The organism is Micromonospora sp. B9E7 (genome assembly GCF_039871815.1).
Taxonomy (GTDB): Bacteria; Actinomycetota; Actinomycetes; order Mycobacteriales; family Micromonosporaceae; genus Micromonospora.
The window spans coordinates 171,287-189,314 of sequence record NZ_JBDPLX010000002.1 but is presented as its reverse complement, the minus strand read 5'-3'; the positions used below and the strand labels follow the sequence as shown (position 1 = coordinate 189,314).

Here is an 18,028-nt window from a genome sequence, read left to right as displayed (position 1 = left end):
GAGACTCCTTCATTCCCCTGGTGGGATCTTCGCCCGTCGCCGGACGCCGCGGTTGATTGTCAGGCGTGCGCGTGCAGCGGCTTGCCGGCGAGGGCCAGGTGCGCCTCGCCCAGGGCCTCGTTCTGGGTCGGGTGGGCGTGCACGAGCTGGGCGACCTCGGCCGGGTAGGCCTCCCAGTTGTAGATGAGCTGAGCCTCACCGATCAGCTCACCGACCCGGGCGCCGATCATGTGTACGCCGACGACCGGCCCGTCCTCGACCCGGACCAGCTTCACGAAGCCGGTGGTCTTGAGGATCTGGCTCTTGCCGTTGCCACCCAGGTTGTAGTTGTACGTCTTGACCTTGTCGGCGCCGTACTGCTCCTTGGCCTTCGCCTCGGTCAGGCCCACCGACGCCAGCTCCGGGTCGCAGTAGGTGACGCGCGGGATGCCGACCTCGTCGATCACGGCGGGGGTCTGCCCGGCGATCTCCTCGGCCACGAAGATGCCCTGCTGGAAGCCCCGGTGCGCGAGCTGGAGGCCGGGCACGATGTCGCCGACCGCGTAGACGTTCGGCACGCTGGTGCGCAGCCGCTCGTCGGTCAGCACGTAGCCGCGGTCCATCTTGACGCCCTGCTCCTCGTACCCGAGGTTGGCGGTGGTCGGGCCGCGACCGACGGCGACCAGCAGCAGCTCGGCCTCGACGGTCTCGCCGCCCTGGATGGTCAGCTTGACGCCCTTCTCGGTCTTCTCGACCTTCTCGAAGGGCTTGCCGACCTTGAAGTTGATCTTCCGCTTGCGGAACGCCCGCTCCAGCGCCTTCGACGACTCCTCGTCCTCGGCGGCGACCAGTCGGGGCAGCGCCTCGACGATCGTCACGTCCACGCCGAAGGACTTCCACACGCTGGCGAACTCGACGCCGATCACGCCGCCACCGAGAACGATCACCGACGACGGCACCCGGTCCATCGTGAGGGCGTGGTCGCTGGTGATGATCCGCTCGCCGTCGACCTCCAGGCCGGGCAGGCTCTTCGCGTACGAGCCGGAGGCCAGCACGATGTTGCGGCCGGTGTAGCGCTTGCCGTCCACCTCGACCACGTTCTTGCCGACCAGCTTGCCGGCGCCGGCGACGACGGTGATGTTCTTCGAGCCGCCGATGAGGCCCTGCAGGCCCTTGAACAGGCGGGAGATCACGCCGTCCTTGTACGAGTTGACCCCGGCCATGTCGATCCCGATCAGCTCGGCCTTCACACCGAACTGCTCCGACTCGCGGGCCTGGTCGGCGATCTCGGCCGCGTGCAGCAGGGCCTTCGTCGGGATGCACCCGTTGTGCAGGCAGGTCCCGCCGAGCTTGCCCTTCTCGACCAACGCGACGTTCAGGCCCAGCTGGGCGGCGCGCAGCGCGGTCGCGTAGCCGCCGCTGCCACCTCCGAGAATGACGATGTCGAAGGTCGCTTCGTTCGGCTCGCTCACGTCCAACTCCCAGGTCGCGTCGCTGCATCGGGGGTCACGGGGTTGTAACACGGACACACCCCACCTCGGTCATCTTGTCACCACTGGGCACAGGGCGCGTACCGAGGTGCCCAACGACACGTCATCGACACGTACCCTTGGCACCGTTGTCGATGACGCAAGCTGGGGGAGAGAACCGGTGGGGTTGTTCCGGCGCCGCAAGCAGACGGCTGTGCCGAGCCATGACCGTGCGGCCGACCGTGGCGATCTGGAGCATCTGGAGAACTTCATCCGGAGCCGGCGCGGCGTCGAGGCGTACATCGAGCCCCGGACGACGGTGACGGAGACCACGGTCATCCTGATCGCCGACGACGGAGAGTGGACCCGCCGGCGCATCGACGGCCCGGACGGCGCACGGCGCTTCGCGTACCGGATGGGCATCCCGGTGTACGACGTGCGGCTGATGGGCTACCCGCAGCGGATGCGCGACTTCAACGAGCGCCGCAAACGTCGCCCTGAGCAGATGTAAGGAAGGGCCCCTTATTAACGCCTGGCGTTAATAAGGGGCCCTTCCTTACGCGTCAGCCGTTGGTGGCGACGTCCTCGACGAGCTGCACCAGGGTGCGGACCGGGACGCCGGTGCCGCCCTTGGTCCAGTAGCCGGTCGGCTCGCCGGAGTGGTAGCCCGGCCCGGCGATGTCGATGTGCGCCCAGGCCACGTCGTCGGTGACGAACTCGCGCAGGAACACACCGCCCTGCAGCATGTGGCCGGCCCGGTCCATCCCGGCGTTGACCTGCGAGATGTCCGCCACGTCGGACTCCATGCCCTTACGCACGTCGTCGGGCAGCGGCATCGGCCAGGCCGGCTCGCCGACCGCGTCCCCGACCGCCTGGACCCGGTCGCACAGCTCCGGGGTGCCCATCACACCGGCCATCCGCTTACCCAGCGCGATGACCTGACCGCCGGTCAGGGTGGAGGTCTCGAACAGGTAGTCGGTGCCGTCCGCGCAGGCGCGGGCCATGGCGTCGCCCAGCACCATGCGGCCCTCGGCGTCGGTGTTGAGCACCTCGACCCGCTTGCCGTTGAACATGGTGATCACGTCACCCGGGCGGTAGCTGGTGCCCGACGGCATGTTCTCGGCCATCGGCAGGTAGGCGCTGACCGCCACCGACGGCTTCAGCGCGGCGATCGCCAGCATGGCCGCGCCGACCGCGGCGGCGCCCGCCATGTCGGACTTCATCTCCCACATACCCTGCGCCGGCTTGATCGAGATGCCGCCGGTGTCGAAGGTGATGCCCTTGCCGACCAGCGCGACCCGCTTGCCGTTGCCACCGCTCTGCGGCGTGTAGGTGAGCTTCACCAACCGCGGCGGAGCCTCCGAGCCCTGCCCGACCGCGACGATGCCGCCGTACCCGCCGGCGACGAGCGCCGCCTCGTCCAGCACCTCGACGTCGAGACCCGCCGCACGGGCGGCGTCCGCGACCGCGTCGGCGAACGACGGCGGACGCAGCTCGTTCGGCGCGGTGTTCACCCAGTCCCGGCTGGTGCGGACCGCGCCCGCCACCGCCTGCGCCCGGGTGACCTCCGCCTGGGCGCCCGCGTCGCCGGCGTCCGGCACCGCGATGAGCACCTCGGCCACCGGCTCCCGCCGGGTCGGCTGGGGGCGGGTCTTGTAGCCGGCGAACCGGTACCCGCCGAGCAGCGCACCCTCGGCGACCGCGCGCAGCTCCGCCGACGCGTCCGCGTCGTCCGGCAGCGGCAGGGCCACCGCGACCTTCGGCGCGCCGGCCAGAGCCCGGACCGCCGCACCGGCGGCCCGGCGCAGCGTCTCCGGGGCCGGGGCGGCGCCCGACGGCTCCGGGCCGAGCCCGACCGCGACGACCAGTGGGGCGGTCACGGTGCCCAACGTGGCCAGCTTGACGACCTCACCCGGGCCACCCGTCGCGCCGAGCAGCGCGAGGGTCTCGGTCAGCTTGCCGTCGAAGGCGGCGGCGATGCTCTCCGCGCCACTGGCGAGCAGCAGGGTGCCGGCGAGGCCGCTGGTGGCGCCCTGCTCTCCGGTCTGGCTGTGCAGGCCGATGACGATCGCGTCGACGGCGAGCTCGGCCGGGTCGGTGTCGACCAGGCTCAGGTTGGTGGTGCGGGGTGATGTCACTGAAGCTACTCCGGGCGGGCCGGGCCGGTCGCGGCGTCGCGTACCGGCGGTGAAGGTCTCCGGCGGAACCTACCCGCCGGACGTCATGTTGTCCCGCCGACAGCGTCAGCGGGCTCCCGCCGATGCTAACCAGCCACGTTGCCCCCGGTAAGTTGCCACCCATGACCGACGTGACCTCCGCCGCCGCCGCGACCCGGCTGCGACGTTCCCCGCTGCACGAGCGGCACACCGCCGCCGGCGCCAAGTTCGCTCCCTTCGGCGGTTGGGAGATGCCGCTGGAGTACGCCGGTGGCGGCGTGCTCAAGGAGCACACCGCGGTCCGGAACGCGGTCGGGGTCTTCGACGTGTCGCACCTGGGCAAGGCCCGGGTGACCGGGCCGGGCGCGGCCGACTTCGTCAACGCCTGCCTCAGCAACGACCTGGGCCGGATCGGCCCCGGCCGGGCGCAGTACACGCTCTGCTGCGACGACGCCACCGGCGGCGTGGTGGACGACATCATCGCCTACCTGTACGCCGACGACCACGTCTTCCTCATCCCGAACGCCGCGAACACCGCCGAGGTGGTGCGCCGGTTGCGCGCCGCCGCGCCCGCGCAGGTCACCGTCACCGACGAGCACGAGGCGTACGCCGTGCTGGCCGTGCAGGGCCCCCGCTCGGCGGAGCTGCTGGCCGCCCTCGACCTGCCCACCGAGCACGACTACATGAGCTTCTCCGCCGCGAGCCTGGCCGGGGTGGAGCTGACCGTCTGCCGTACCGGCTACACGGGTGAGCTGGGCTACGAGCTGGTGGTGCCGGCGGAGCACGCGGTCGTCGTGTGGGATGCGCTCTTCGCCGCCGGCGAGGCGTTCGAGCTACGCGCCTGCGGCCTGGCCGCCCGGGACACGCTGCGTACCGAGATGGGCTACCCGCTGCACGGGCAGGATCTCTCGCTGGACATCAGCCCGGTGCAGGCCCGCTCCGGTTGGGCGGTCGGTTGGGGCAAGCCGGCCTTCTGGGGTCGCGACGTGCTGCTCGCCGAGAAGGCCGCCGGCCCCCGGCGTACGCTGCGCGGCCTGGTGGCCGTCGACCGGGCCATTCCGCGGCCCGGGATGACCCTGCACGTCGGCGACACCCAGGTCGGCGAGGTGACCAGTGGCACCTTCTCGCCGACCCGCAAGCAGGGCATCGCACTGGCCCTGCTGAACACCGACGCCAACCTCACCGACGGCGACGAGGTCGAGATCGACATCCGGGGCCGTCGAGCCCCCCTGAAGTTGACCAAGCCCCCCTTCGTGACCCCCTCGGTGCGCTAACCCACCCCACCCCACCCCACCGGGTCCGCCCGCCCGCCGCCCAGCGACGGTGATCAAGAGGTTTGCGTCATGTTCGGACGAGATCCTGACGCAAACCTATTGATCAACTGGGGAAAGTGGGGTCAGCGCGTGGGGGTGGGGGGTTCGCCGGAGTCCAGGACTGCCTGGGTCCAGCCGCCCTGGATGACGCCGGTGGCGTCCAGGACCGCCCAGTCGACGACGTCGGTCGCCTCCACCACCACGGGGGCGCCGATGCGGACCGCCGGGTCGGTGGCGGCGTCGCTGGCGCTCACGCCGACGATCCGTTCCGGTGCCTCCCAGGAGGTCACGCCCGCCCAGACGTACTCCGGGCCGTCGTCGCCGGGCAGGCCGTACTTGACCACCAGCTGCGACTCGGCGGGCAGTTGTCCCGCGACGAAGCGGGCGCGCGCGTCACCCAGCGCGGCGCGGGCGGTGGCGACCGCTTGGCTCATCGCGTCACCCGACCGGGCGTAGCGCACGTCCGGCTGGATCCCGGAGAACAGGGTCGCGCAGGCGGCGGCGTAGTAGCGCCCGTCCGGACCCGGGTGCCCGGCCGGCGGGCGCAGGCTGAGGAACGAGTCGGCCTCCGGGTCGGTCGCCGGGTCCAGCTCCAGGCGCAGCAGCACCGGAGCGGTCGCGCCGTGCTGTTCCGGGTTGCCGTACGCCACCGCGATGTCGTGCCCGGTGACGGTGGCGAGCACCGGCAACTGCACGAACGCCGGGACCTCCTCGCCGGTGAGCCCGTCGGTCCAGTCCCGCAGCAGCCGGCGGGCCGCCCCGGTCATCACCGCACCCCACGCGCGGGTGAGGTGGTCGGGCACCCCCTGGGTCTGCAACTCCAACAGGCCGAAGCGGCGCAGCCCCTTGGTGGTGAACCACAGCCCCTCGGTGTCGGACGAGTACGGCACCAGCACCCAGTCGACCAGCCGGATGCGGCCCTGCTCGTCAGGGAGCGAGCGCAACGCGGTCGCCGGGTCGAGGAACTGCAGGCCGAAGACGTCCACCACGTCGCCGTCGTGGGATTCCGCCACCGCGGCCGCGACCGCGCGGGCCGCCCACTCGTGCGCAGGCGGCCAGCCCGGCCGGTACTCGGCCTGGACGACCACCAGGTGGGTCGCCGCGGCCAGGCGGGCCAGTTGCTCCTCGGTCGCGCCGAACGCGGTGAGCAGGTCCGGTGGCAGCTCGGGAAACTCGCTGATCGGCCGGGTGTCGACGCTCATCAGCGGGCTGTCCAGCATCTGCCGGGCCAACCCGTGCACCGGCTCGGCCAGTCGGCCGGTCAGCGCCGCCACCGCCGTCTTCGCGCTGACCTTCGGCAGCCCCGTCATCGGCACCAGGTACGTCGCGCTGAGCGACTCCGGCACCGGTACGGGCAGGAAGTCGTCCGTGATGAGCATGGGGTTCCCCCGGTGGCCGTGCCGGTGCTGTCGAGGCGAACGCTACCCGGCCGGTCGCGCCCGGTTCAGCCGGACAGCACCAGACCCAGGTAGACCAGCGTGGTGACCACCTCGACGGTCGCGCCGAGGACGTCCCCGGTTATCCCGCCGAGCCGGCGTACCACGTGCGTGAGCAGCGGTAGCGCGACGGCGAGCGCGGCGACGACGGCCAGCGGCCCCTGCCACGGGCGGTCCGGCACCGCGGGCACCGCCAGCAGCGCGACGGCGACCGCGCCGACGGCCAGTGCCAGCGGGCCGACGGTGCCGGCCACGAGCGCGCCGAGCCCGTCCGGTCGGGCCGCCGGCACGCTCCGCCGGCAGGCGACCGTGACGCCGAACCGCCCGGCGGCGGTCGCCGTGACCACCGCCGCGACACACGCCGGCCAGGACCGTCCGGCCAGGTCGGCGAGCGCCGCGGCCTGCACCAGGAGTACGACCACCAGGGCGACCACCCCGAACGGGCCGACGTCCGGCTTCTTCATGATTTCCAGCGCGGCTGCGCCCCGCCGGTACGAGCCGAGCGCGTCCACGGTGTCGGCGAGCCCGTCCAGGTGCAGCCCTCGGGTGAGCAGCGCGGCGGCGCCGACCGTCACACCGGCGGCCACCAGTGGTGGAGCGAACGCGCCGGTCAGCAGCAGTACTCCGGCCAGCAGCGCGCCGAGCAGCGCGCCGACCGCCGGTGCGAGTGCCATCGCGGTGCCGGCGACCGGGCGGTCGATCCGTCCGGCCCGCACCGGCAGCGTGGTGAACGTCGTGATCGCCAGCCGGGTCCCGGCGAGGAGCCGCGACTCAGCCGGCACGCCAGCCCGACGCCGGCTGGTCGTCCGCCCCGGTGCTGGCCGGGCCCGGCCCGGCCGGTTCCGGCTCGGCGAAGTCGGGCTCGGTGCCGTCCGGGTCGGTGTCGTCCGGGGCGGTGTAGCCCGCGTCGGTGTAGCCCGCGTCGGGGTAGCTCGGGTCGGTGGACTCCGGCTCGTCGACGGTCGGGGCCGCTTCGTCGTCGCCGCCGAGCGACGGGTGGACCGGCAGCGCGGCGGACAACGCCAGCACCGAGCGCAGCAGCGGGAGCGCGACCAGCGCGTTCGCGCCCTCGCCGAGATCCAGCCGCAGGTCGAGCAGCGGGGTGAGACCCAACACGTCGGCGGCGAGCCGCACCGCCGGGTGCCCTCCGTGGTCGGCGAGCAGGCACCAGTGCCGCGCCTGCCCGGCCAGGTCGCGGCTGACCATGCCGGCGGCCACGCCGACCGGTCCGTCGAGCAGCACCGGCACCCGGCGGGCGGTGGCGCCGAGCAGCACGCCGGTGGCCACCGCCACGTCGCCGCCGCCCAGTTCGGCCAGGATGTCCTTGGCGCCGCGCGACGAGCGGCGGGTGCGGTGCAGGGCGTCGCGTACCGCCGCGCAGCGGACCATCCACGCCGCGTCGTCGATCTCGCCGGAGTCGGTGATCACCCGACCCAGCACGGTGGGCGGCTCCGCGCCGGCGGTCGCCGCGAGCACCGCCGCGGCCGCCGCCTCGGTGCCGGCTCCGCACGCCCCCAGGACCAGCAGCCGTACGCCGGCGTCGGCCGCCTGTTCGGCCAGCCGCCAGCCGTAGCGCAGCGCGGACTCGACCTGGTCGAGCGTCAGCGCCGGCTCGTCCTCGATCGGGGCGGAGGCTGGCACGTCCACCACCTGCAGGCTGGCGCCGTTCTCGGCGGCCAACCGGGCCAACGCGCCCTTGCCGGCGCGGGCCTGCGCGGCCCGGCGCGCCGACTCACCGCCGACGGCACCGGCCGACGCCCCGCCGGCGTGGTCGCCGTGCAGCAGCAACACCCGCACCGAGCCCCATGCGCGGGGGGTCGAGGTGCCCTGGGTGGCGGCGGCGAACCCGACCACCCGGTCCAGCACGCCCAGCCCAGCGCCGGGTACGTCCAGCGTGGCCAGCCGGTCCACCGCCTGCGGGCCCGCGTACTCGTCGGGCATCGGCAGTTCCATGCCCGGCTGGATGACCAGCCCGGTGGCCACCATCGGCAGCGCCATGGTGGGCGCGGCCCAGGGGTTGCCGGGCTCCTGGTTCGGTGCGGCCGGCGGCGTGTGGGTCAACACGTCGGGCAGTTGCACCTCGGGGATGTCCTCGGCGTCGGCCAGGCTCGCGACGACAGGCGCGGCGCTGCCGGCGGAGGTCGCCGCAGTGGTCTTGCCGGCGGGCGTCGCTGGTGCCGACATGGTGGTGAGGGCCGCCGGTTCGGCCGGGGCGGCGACGGGCTTCAGCCAGACCGGCTGGCCGGCGACGACCAGCACCACCGCGTCGCAGGCGTCGGCTACCGCGCGGTTGGCCGCGCCCAACGCGTCGGTGAACGCCCGGCCCAGCGGGGTGGTCGGCACCAGCGACAGCCCCACCTCGGGGCTCACCAGCACCACCCGCGCCGAGCAGGTGCGCAGCGCCTCGGCCAGCTCGGCGATCGTCGCCACGTCGTCGGCGGGCTGGTGGTCCGGGTCGAGCAGCACCGTCACCCAGCCGCCCAGGTCGTCGACGAGAAGCGTCTCGTTGGGCTCGGCGGACGCGAGCACGTCGGCCAACCGGCGTGGGTCCTCGGTGGTCTCCTCGGTGGTCCAACTGCCGGGCCGCCGGGCGCGGTGCGCCGCCAGCCGGGTCGCCCACTCGGTGTCCTCCGGGTCGCCCTCGGGCGCGGTGGCGACATAGCGGACCACCGGCGCGTCGGTGACCAGGGACTCGGCGAACTCGGACTTGCCGGACCGGATACCGCCGAGCACCAGGACCGTGTTCCACCCGTCTACGGACATGCCCGTACCTTAAGGCCGCCCACGGTTGCCGTGCCTGCCGGCCCGGCGCTCGGCGGTGGTCAGTCGCAGTGTTCGAAGCCGCTGCCGTAGCTGACCCCGCCGGTGGAGCCGCCCCACTTGACGCACGTCCCGGCGGCGCTGGCCCGTACCGGCCCGGCGTAGTAGTCGAAGGATCCGCTGTCGGTGCTACGGGCTCGCCCCTGCACCTCCAGGTACGCGGAGGCCGCCGACTTCGTGCCGACCGCCGTGTCCTTGAGGGTGACCACGCAGTTGGCACCGGTGCCCGAGTGGTACATCAGGAAGACCCGGCCCTTGCGCTGCCCGTCGGTGCCGGTCAGTGTCGCTGAGTCGATCACCTGGTAGCCGCTGCCGCACGCCTGTGCCGCGGTGTACGGGTTGGGTCGGCTCGACGGGGTACGGCCGGGCGTCGGTCGGCTGCTGGCCGTACCGGCCGCCGTGCCGCCCGGCGTCGTGGTGCGCGGGTCCGGCGGGGTGGTCGGCGCGTCGGTCCGTCCACCGGAGCCGGTCGGCGCGGCGGACGCGGTGCGGCTGGCGCCCGAGGCGCCGATGGGTGGGCTTCCGGGGGTGCTCGCACCTCCGTCGTCGAGCGCGCCGCCGTCGGGGGCTGCCGCCGATTCACCGGCTAGCGCGGGCGGACGGCCCGTCCCACCCCCGTCGGGTCGCAGGGTCGCCACGGCCACGGCGATCAGCGCCACGACGGCGACGGCGCCGATCCCGATCAGCAGTTGTCGGCGTCGGCCGGACGCCCCCTTCCGGAACGCCTCCTCCCGGGTCGATCCCGGCCCGGTCACCGGCGGGGCCGCGAGGCCTGCCGGCGTGCGCACGGCGGCAGCGGACCCGGTCGGCGTGGGCTGCCCGGTCGGCGTCGGCCCGGGCGAGGGCGTCGGGGCGGGCGGCGGCGCGGGGGTCGGGACGGGCGGCGTAGCGGCCGGGGTGACCGGAAGGGCCGAGGGCGTCCCGGGTGCGGGAGCGGCCACGGCCCACGGTGGGCGGGCGGAGACCGGGATGCTCGCCAGGGTCGAGTCGCGGGCGTCGGCGGCGGCAGCGGCCAACTCGGCGGCGCTGCCGAACCGTTCCTCGGGACGCTTGCCGAGCGCGCGAGCCACCACTGCGGCAACCGCCGGCGGGGTGTCCGCCGACAGTGGCGGAGGCTCCTCCTGGGCGTGCCGCAGCGCCACCGCGAGCGGGTTGTCACCGTGGAAGGGCGGCTGCCCGGCCAGGCAGAAGTACGCCACCGCGCCGAGCGCGTAGATGTCGGTGGCGGGCGAGACCGGCTGCCCGGTGGCCTGTTCGGGGGACATGTACGAGGCGGTGCCGAGCACCATGTTCGCGGCGGTGAGCCCGGCCATGTCGCGGGACCGGGCGATGCCGAAGTCGACGAGCACCACCCTGCCGTCGGCCTTGACCAGCAGGTTGCCCGGCTTCACGTCCCGGTGCACGATGCCGGCGAGGTGCGCGGTGTGCAGCGCGTCCGCGGCCTGGGCCAGCACCGACATGGTGGTGGCCGGGTCCAGCCGCCCGGCCGCGCGTACCCGGGCGGACAACGGCTCGCCCTCGACGTACTCCATCACCAGGTAGTCGACCCGGCTGCCGTCGGCGAGCGTGGCCTGCCCCACGTCGTGCACCGGCACCACGCCGGGGTGCCGCAGCGCGGCCAGCATCCGCGCCTCGGCCCGGAACCGTGCGGTGAACTCGGGATCGGCGACCAGCGACGGCAGCAGCACCTTCACCGCCACCTCGCGTTCCAGCAGCACGTCCGTGCCGCGCCAGACCGCGCCCATCCCACCTGTCGCCACCCGCTCGCCCAGCCGGTACCTGTCGTCGAGCAACACTCCCCGAGTCAACACCGAGCCACCGTACCGGTCGGCCTCGATCGAATTGATCCACCTGGGGGTCCTGCCGGGGGCAGCGAGCGGCCGTTGCGCGCCGGGCCGACTACGCTGGCGAGGGTTCGTCCCACGGGGACTTCAGCGGCGAGGGGAGACGCGGCATGGCGTGGAGCTGGCGGTACGAGGGCACGGACGGTCAGACGGTCGAGGGACCGGCGGAGTCGTTCGGCAGCCAGGCCGACGCCGAATCCTGGATCGGTCAGACCTGGCGGGAGCTCGCGACGTCCGGCGTCACCTCGGTCGCGCTCGTCGAGGACGACCGGGTGGAGTACCGGATGAGCCTGCTGCCCACGGCCGAGTGATGGCCTACGACCGGCCGGGCGCCGACGGGCTGGTCCTCGGCGTACCCAGGGCGGCGTTCCGGCCCAGCCCGATCTTCCTCGGCCTGGTCGCGCTCTTCGCGGTCAGCGGGGTGCTGGCCTGGAACGGTTACGGCAACGCCCGGTTCAACGTGTTCCTCTTCGTGGTGTCCGGCTGGCTGGTCTCGCTGTGCCTGCACGAGTACGCCCACGCGGTGGTGGCCTACCGGGCCGGTGACCGGGACATCGCCCACCGGGGCTACCTGACGCTCAACCCGTTGAAGTACACCCACCCGCTGCTGTCGATCGTGCTGCCGGTGGTGGTGCTGCTGCTCGGCGGCATCGGCCTGCCCGGCGGCGCGGTCTGGGTGGACCGGCACTCCATCCCGGGTCGACTGCGGCACACCCTGGTCAGTCTCGCCGGCCCGGCGACCAACGTGCTGTTCATGCTGGTGCTGGTGGCGGCGGTACGACTCGGCACCCAGTCGGGTGGCCCGGTGGAGTTCTGGGCCGGGGTGGCGCTGCTCGCCTTCCTCCAGCTCACCGCCAGCGTGCTCAACCTGTTGCCGGTGCCCGGCCTGGACGGCGGCAACATGATCCAGCCGTGGCTCAACCCGCAGTGGCGCAAGATGTACGACCTGTTCGCCCCGTACGGCTTCCTGCTGCTCTTCGCGTTGCTGTGGAACCCGCGCATCGGCGGCTGGTTCTTCGACGCGGTGTTCGCGGTCGGTGACCTGCTCGGTCTGCCCTCGTGGCTCTACGTCACCGGCCTCGACCTGGTCCGCTTCTGGCAGAGCTGAGCCGACCCGGCCCGGTCGGCGCGACAGGTGACGCGCCGACCGGACCGGCTGAGGGCGTGTCAGGGACGCTGCGCGGGGGACTCGGTCTTCGCCGGGTCCCGCTCGGTGACCGGCTCGACGATCTCGTCGATCGCCTTGAGCAGCTCGGCGTCGAGCTTCACCCCGGCCGCCTTCACGTTGTCGTGCACCTGCTCGGGGCGGGACGCGCCGATGATCGCCGACGAGACGTTCGGGTTCTGCAGGACCCACGCCACCGCGAGCTGGGCCATGCTGAGCCCGGCCTGCTCCGCGAGGGGCTTGAGCCGCTGCACCCGGGTGAGCACGTCGTCGTTCATGAACCGGGAGATGAAGCCCGCACCGGACTTCTCGTCGGTGGCGCGGGAACCGGCCGGCGGCGGCTGCCCCGGCAGGTACTTGCCGGAGAGCACGCCCTGCGCCATCGGCGACCAGACGATCTGGCCGATGCCCAGCTCCTCGCTGGCCGGCACGACCTCGGCTTCGATGACCCGCCACAGCATCGAGTACTGAGGTTGGTTGGAGACCAGCGGGATGTGCAGCTCCCGGGCGAGCGGGTGGGCGGCACGCAGCTGCTCGGCGTTCCACTCGGAGACGCCGATGTAGTGCGCCTTGCCGGAGTGCACGACGTCGGCGAACGCCTCCATCGTCTCTTCCAGCGGGGTGCTGTAGTCGTAGCGGTGGGCCTGGTAGAGGTCGACGTAGTCGGTGCGCAGCCGACGCAGCGAGCCGTTGATCGACTCCATGATGTGCTTGCGGGAGAGGCCACGGTCGTTGCGGCCCGGCCCGGTCGGCCAGTAGACCTTGGTGAAGATCTCCAGCCCTTCGCGGCGCTCGTTCTGCAACGCCCGGCCGAGCACGTCCTCGGCCCGGGTGCCCGCGTACACGTCGGCGGTGTCGAATGTGGTGATTCCCGCGTCGAGGGCGGCGCGGACGCAGGCGAAGGCGGCGTCCTCCTCGACCTGGGAACCGTGGGTGATCCAGTTGCCGTACGAGATTTCACTGACCAGCAGGCCGGAACGGCCCAGGTGTCGGAATTCCATGTACCGACCCTAACTCCGCTAGATCACTACCGTCGACCGGCCACTCAGAGCACGGGATTGGCGTCGGTGAGTAGTCGGTCGATCTCCGCCAGCACCTCGGCGCGGTCGCGGTGCACCGGGTCGATCAGTTCCGCGCCGCGCCGGTCCAGCGCACCCCACCGCCCGGTGCCGCCACCGACCAGGAACGCCACCGGGTGGATGACCAGCATCGGGTGCGTCGGCGGGACCAGCACCGTGCCGGTACGGTCCACCACGCCACGCCGTCCGGCCACGTCGACCACCGCGAGCCCCTCCTCGGTGAAGCCGTCGACCTGCTGACCGTCGGCCAACTCGGTGACGAACCCGTGGTAGCGGGTGGGCACGACGATCCGCCCGGTCCGGTCGACCGCCCCCCACCCCTCGCGCCGGACCGCCGCCAGCCCCCGCCGGAACGGTCGTACCTCGGCGAAGTTGGGCGCGACCTGCACCGTGCCGGTCGCGTCGATCGCCGTCCAGCCGCCCTCACCGACCACCCAGGCCAGTCCGTCGCTGAACGGATGCGCCGCCCGGAAGGACGGCGGGATCACCGTCGTACCGAGCAGGTTGATCAGGGACCACCGGTCCGTGTCCGGCCGGCGGACCCAGGCCAGCCCGTCGTGGAACGGCTGCGCCTCGGCGTACCGGGCGGGGATGACCAGGTCGCCGTCCGGGCCGGTGTAACCCCACAGCGGCCCGTCGCGCTCCGGCAGCGGGGGCCGGTCGCGGTCGAGCACCTCGTCACGACCCCGGGGGTACGGCCCGAAGCCGTCCGCCGAGGCCCGGACGGTGACCGCGTCGAGGGCCACCCGGATCCGCCCCAGCAGTTCGGCGTCGCCGGCGCCGCGTAGGTCGAGCGCGTCCTCGAAATGCTCGCAGGCCTCCATGAGCCGTCCCTGGTCGTAACACGACCGCCCGGCGTGCTCGTGTAGCGCGGCACGCAGCCGGTCGGGCAGCTCGACCGAGTTGGCCTGGGCGAAGAGCTGGTCGGCCTCGGCGAAGTCGCCGCGCCAGCGCAGGACGTGGGCCAGCCTGGCCTGGGCCAGCGCGGTCCGGCGCAGCTCGCCGGTCGCCTCGGCGTAGGTGAGGGCGAGTCGACCGTCGGCCAGCGCGTCGTCCAGGTCACCGAGGATCCGCGAGGTGACCGCCCGCAGGCTGAGCAGCCGGGCGCGGGCGCGGTTGTCGACAGCCGAACCCAACTTCTCGGTCAGCCGCCGCCGAATGGCCCGCAGGTCGTCCGGTTCCGTCAGCTCCTCGCGCAGCGTGACCGGGTCCAACCGCCAGCGGTACGCGGCGAGGACCTGCTCCGGGTCACCCGGGTCGGCCAGCGACGGGCGGATCGTTACCGGAGCAGCGTCGGCAGGTGGCGCGGACACCGGCACGTTTTCCCCGCCGTTCCTGGGGCTGGGAACGGCCGAGGCAGGAGGCGCGGAGGTCGGCAGGGGTGGTGCGGAGGTCGGCATCACCGAGGCAGGTGGTGCCGATGCGGGTGGCGCGGAGACCGGTGGTTCGGGAGTCGGCATGGGTGGTGCGGAGGTCGGCAGCACCGACGCCGGTGGTGCGGAGACCGGCGGTTCGGGAGTCGGCATGGGTGGCGCGGACACCGGCATCGGCGAAGCGGGCGGCGCGGACACGGGTGCTGCGGAGACCGGCTGCGCGGGCGGCGCGGAGACCGGTGCCGCGGCGGCTGGTTGCGTGGGCGCGGGTGGTGCCGGCGGTGCGGAGACGGGTGCCGCCGAAGCGAGTGTCGCGGTGGCTGTCTGCGGCGGCGTGGGAGGGGCCGAGACGGGTGCGTCCGCGTCGTCGTCCGGCATCTCGGGTCGGGCTGACAGCGCGCCGGCGGTCGACCAGTCGTCGGCCGTCGGACCGGTGGTGCTCGGACCGTCCACACCGTCCCACGAGTATTCGTGCGGTGCGGTTTCGCCCGCAGGCTCCTGCTCGACTGGGCCGACGTCCTCGACGGGCTGAGCGGTGACCGGATCGTGGTCGGCGTCGGCTTCGGGCCGGTGGTACGGCGTCGCCGTGGCCGGTACGCCGGAGACCGGCCGGTCACCGTCCGCCGTAGCCGGCCCGTCGGGCGGCGGCCCGTCGTCGGCCAGCTCGTCCACCCGGGAGGGTGCGCTGTGGGCGGTCGGGTGGGCGGGCGGCGCGGAGACCGGCTCGGGGTCGTCGGTCGAGGCCGAACGGCCGACGGGCTCGTCGGCCGGCCGGCCGAGGACGTGGGACGGCGCTGTCGACGGATCCTGGTCCGTCGTGCCCGACGCGGTGGCAACGTCGCGTTCGTCGGTCGTCGAGTTGTCGTCGGACGACGGCCGGTCCGACGCCGGCTCGGTCCGCTCGGGCTCGGTCTGCTGACCGGGGCTGAACCAGGCGTCCGGCCCCCTGGTCCCCGGAACCTCCTCCGGCTCCCGAACAGGTGCCACCGGCCCTTCCGAGGGCGGCGGGGGTACGTAGCGGCGCGGCGTGCCCGGTGCCGGCGGAAGCGCCAGGTCGACGTCCTCCATCGGGGGATTCTGGGCCGCCGGGGTCGGGGCCGCCGAGGGCTGGGTGGCCGAAGCCTCGGTGCTCGAAGTGGGGGTGGCCGGGCTCGACGCGGGTCGGCCGGCCGGTACGTCCTGGGCCTGCCAGGCGGGCGGCGGTGCGACCGGGTGGCGGTTTTCCGCCGTCGGAGCTGGCCGCTCCGACGAGACAGACCGCTCCGGCGCGGTTGGCCACTGCGGCGAGACCTGTCGCTCTGGCGAGCCCGGCCACTGCCGCGAGTCGTGCCGTTCCGGCGAGTGCGGGCGCTGCGCCGAGACGGGCTGCTCGGGCGAGTCGTGCCGCTCCGGCGAGTGCGGGCGCTCGGGCGACTGCGGGCGTTCCGAGGAGTGGGTGTGGTCCGGCGGGGCCGGGCGGCGGTCGGTCGGCGCGCTTCCGCCCACCGGGTCGCCGACCCGTCGACGGTCCGGACCCGGCTCCTCGCCTCGCCGCTGCTCCATCGGGCGGTCGCCGACGTCCGGACCTGGGTAACGCGGCGGCGGGGTGGGGTGCGCGCGGGCGGCCGGTGCCGGTTCGGCCGGCGTCCGGCGCTCAGGTGTGGGCGGGCCGTCCGACCGTTCGCCGACGTGCGGCGGATCCACCGGTGCAGGCAGGTACTCCAGCCGCAGGCGTGCGGCGGGTGGACCCGAGACGGGAACATCGGTGGCCGGGGAGACCGGGGCGGCCGACACCGGGCGGTCCCGGCCCGGCGCAGCGGGGGAGACGGGCACCGCCGAGGAGACGGCTACAGCGGGGGAGACGGGCGCGGCGGGGGAGACGGGCGCCGGCGAAACCCGCCGCTCCGGGGTGACCGGCGGAACCGGTGCGGCCCGGCCCGACGAGGCCGGTGCCGGTGGAGCCGTCGCCGCAGGGCGCACCGGCCGCTCGTCGTACCGGGAGGGGGTGGTCGCCGGCCGCTCGTCGGGGCGGGCCGGCGGCTGCTCGGGCCGAGACGGCCTGCCCGGCTCCGTGGTGCGGTACGGGTCCGTGGGGCGGTACGGGTCCGCACCGCGGACCGGGTCCGTGGTGCGGTGTGGGTCCGTGGTGCGGTACGGCTCGGTGCGGTGGCTCTGCTCGCGGGTGCGGTCCGGATGAAGCGGGCCCGATGGCGGCCAGGGCAGGCTGCCGTCGGGCCGCTGGCCGGGCCGAGGCTCGCGGTACCCGTTCTCGCGGTGCCCGTCCTCACGGCGTCCGTTCTCGCGGTGCCCGTCCTCACGGTAGGCGTCCGGTCGGGCCTCCTCGCGGGAACGCCGCTCCGGGTACGCCTCGGCGCGCGCGACCGCCTCACGGGGCTGTTGCCGGTGTGGGTCGGCGTCGGGCCGACGCCGGTCGTCGTCGCGGCGGGGCTGTTCGGGCATGTCCGGCTCGGGCCGGCGCCGTCGTCCACCGTTGGGTGCCGGTGCTGCCTCGTGCCCTTCGTCCGCGCGGTAGCGGCGCTCCGGGCGACGGATGTCGTCCGCCTCCCGGTCCGGGTACCCGTCGGCGCGGTACCGCGGACGGCCGTCCACCGTCGCCCACGGGTCGGCACCGGCGGCGGGTCGGTCGTCGGCGGTCCGGCCGTCGCGGTCACGGGTGGGTCGTTCGCCGTACCCGTCGCCGGGGTGCCGTTCGTAACCGGCGGCCGGGCGGTCCTGCTGCCCGCGACGGCGGGGCGAGTCGTCCGGCTCGGGCATCCAGCCGACGTCGGACCGGGGCGCCGGTGACACCGGCGGTGTGCCGGGGTATCCCCGATCCCGCTCGGTGGGTTCCTGTCGCGGGCGTCGGGCGTCGTGCCGCTCGGTGGTGGGTTGGTCCCGGTGCCAGGCGGCCTCCCGCGCTGGTCCCCGCTCGTCGCCGGGGCGTCGGTCGGACCAGGCGGTACGCCGGTCCGTCTCGGGCGAGCGGCGTTCGTCGCGTCGAGGCGGTTCCGGTAGTGGCCGGCGGTACGGCTCGTGGTCGTAGGTACGGGAGTCGGTGCTGTCGGAGCGGCCGTAGGCGGTTCCGGCGACGTCGCCCCGGGGCCGACCGTAGGTCGGTGTCTCGCCCGGGCTCTCGTCCGCCCAGGACCGGCTGTGGGGTGTCGGCTCTTCCGGCGGTTCGTCGGCCCAGGACCGGCCGAGGTAGGTGCCGTCGGGGCGGGTCGGTGCCAGCGACGGGACCTCGGCTCGGCCGGTCACCGTCGCGCGGCCGCGCGACGGCGGCTGGTGCAGCACGCCGATGTCGCCGGGGTAACGCTGGCCGGGGAACTGGGGGTGCCACTCGGTTGTCGGTTCGACCACCCAGGACGGTTCGTTGGGGTCCGGCCACCGGTCGTCGTAACGGCCGTTCATCCGT

11 protein-coding genes and 1 pseudogene are annotated in these 18,028 nt (G+C 74.0%); 4 read left to right on the top strand and 8 right to left on the bottom strand.

Features of this window, described 5'->3' with window-relative positions; all coding sequences use genetic code 11:
- Positions 1-59 precede the first annotated feature (59 nt).
- Positions 60-1,451, bottom strand: coding sequence for a dihydrolipoyl dehydrogenase (gene lpdA, locus ABGB10_RS03545; RefSeq protein WP_347659372.1), 1,392 nt, complete (start codon positions 1,449-1,451; stop codon positions 60-62).
- 178 nt (positions 1,452-1,629) lie between these two features.
- On the opposite strand from lpdA, the gene ABGB10_RS03540 reads away from it, so the two are divergent.
- A complete protein-coding gene (locus ABGB10_RS03540; protein WP_347659371.1) occupies positions 1,630-1,959 on the top strand; it encodes a hypothetical protein in 330 nt (109 codons plus the stop codon).
- Between the two features lie 52 nt (positions 1,960-2,011).
- Here ABGB10_RS03540 and ABGB10_RS03535 read toward each other — a convergent pair whose 3' ends face one another.
- The gene (locus tag ABGB10_RS03535) at positions 2,012-3,586 is read right to left on the bottom strand and encodes a leucyl aminopeptidase (RefSeq protein WP_347659370.1); all 1,575 of its coding nucleotides are present in this window, start codon (positions 3,584-3,586) and stop codon (positions 2,012-2,014) included.
- A 161-nt stretch (positions 3,587-3,747) separates the two neighbouring features.
- On the opposite strand from ABGB10_RS03535, the gene gcvT reads away from it, so the two are divergent.
- A complete protein-coding gene (gene gcvT / locus ABGB10_RS03530) occupies positions 3,748-4,878 on the top strand; it encodes a glycine cleavage system aminomethyltransferase GcvT (protein ID WP_347659369.1) in 1,131 nt (376 codons plus the stop codon).
- A gap of 122 nt (positions 4,879-5,000) precedes the next feature.
- Here the strand turns inward: gcvT and ABGB10_RS03525 are convergent, their stop codons facing one another.
- The 4 genes and pseudogenes from ABGB10_RS03525 to ABGB10_RS03510 all read right to left on the bottom strand — a co-directional run.
- The gene (locus tag ABGB10_RS03525; protein WP_347659368.1) at positions 5,001-6,296 is read right to left on the bottom strand and encodes a DUF2314 domain-containing protein; all 1,296 of its coding nucleotides are present in this window, start codon (positions 6,294-6,296) and stop codon (positions 5,001-5,003) included.
- Positions 6,297-6,361: 65 nt separating this feature from the next.
- On the bottom strand, positions 6,362-7,135 hold the full coding sequence (locus ABGB10_RS03520; RefSeq protein ID WP_347659367.1) for an adenosylcobinamide-GDP ribazoletransferase: 774 nt from the start codon (positions 7,133-7,135) through the stop codon (positions 6,362-6,364).
- Positions 7,125-9,116 (bottom strand): bifunctional adenosylcobinamide kinase/adenosylcobinamide-phosphate guanylyltransferase, encoded by a 1,992-nt coding sequence (locus ABGB10_RS03515; protein WP_347659366.1) that lies wholly within the window; start codon positions 9,114-9,116, stop codon positions 7,125-7,127. Before ABGB10_RS03515 ends, ABGB10_RS03520 begins: the two co-directional genes overlap by 11 nt.
- A 422-nt stretch (positions 9,117-9,538) precedes the next feature.
- Positions 9,539-10,984, bottom strand: a pseudogene (locus tag ABGB10_RS03510) (serine/threonine-protein kinase); the annotation flags it as partial.
- Positions 10,985-11,127: 143 nt separating this feature from the next.
- On the opposite strand from ABGB10_RS03510, the gene ABGB10_RS03505 reads away from it, so the two are divergent.
- The gene (locus ABGB10_RS03505) at positions 11,128-11,328 is read left to right on the top strand and encodes a hypothetical protein (protein ID WP_088988327.1); all 201 of its coding nucleotides are present in this window, start codon (positions 11,128-11,130) and stop codon (positions 11,326-11,328) included.
- The gene (locus tag ABGB10_RS03500; protein WP_347659365.1) at positions 11,328-12,125 is read left to right on the top strand and encodes a site-2 protease family protein; all 798 of its coding nucleotides are present in this window, start codon (positions 11,328-11,330) and stop codon (positions 12,123-12,125) included. Before ABGB10_RS03505 ends, ABGB10_RS03500 begins: the two co-directional genes overlap by 1 nt.
- A gap of 59 nt (positions 12,126-12,184) precedes the next feature.
- Here the strand turns inward: ABGB10_RS03500 and ABGB10_RS03495 are convergent, their stop codons facing one another.
- Both ABGB10_RS03495 and ABGB10_RS03490 read right to left on the bottom strand, forming a co-directional pair.
- Complete coding sequence (locus ABGB10_RS03495) at positions 12,185-13,183, bottom strand: aldo/keto reductase family protein (protein WP_347659364.1); 999 nt, start codon at positions 13,181-13,183, stop codon at positions 12,185-12,187.
- Positions 13,184-13,227: 44 nt separating this feature from the next.
- Entirely contained in the window at positions 13,228-18,024 is a 4,797-nt protein-coding gene (locus ABGB10_RS03490; RefSeq protein ID WP_347659363.1) for a WG repeat-containing protein, read from the bottom strand.
- Positions 18,025-18,028 lie beyond the last annotated feature (4 nt).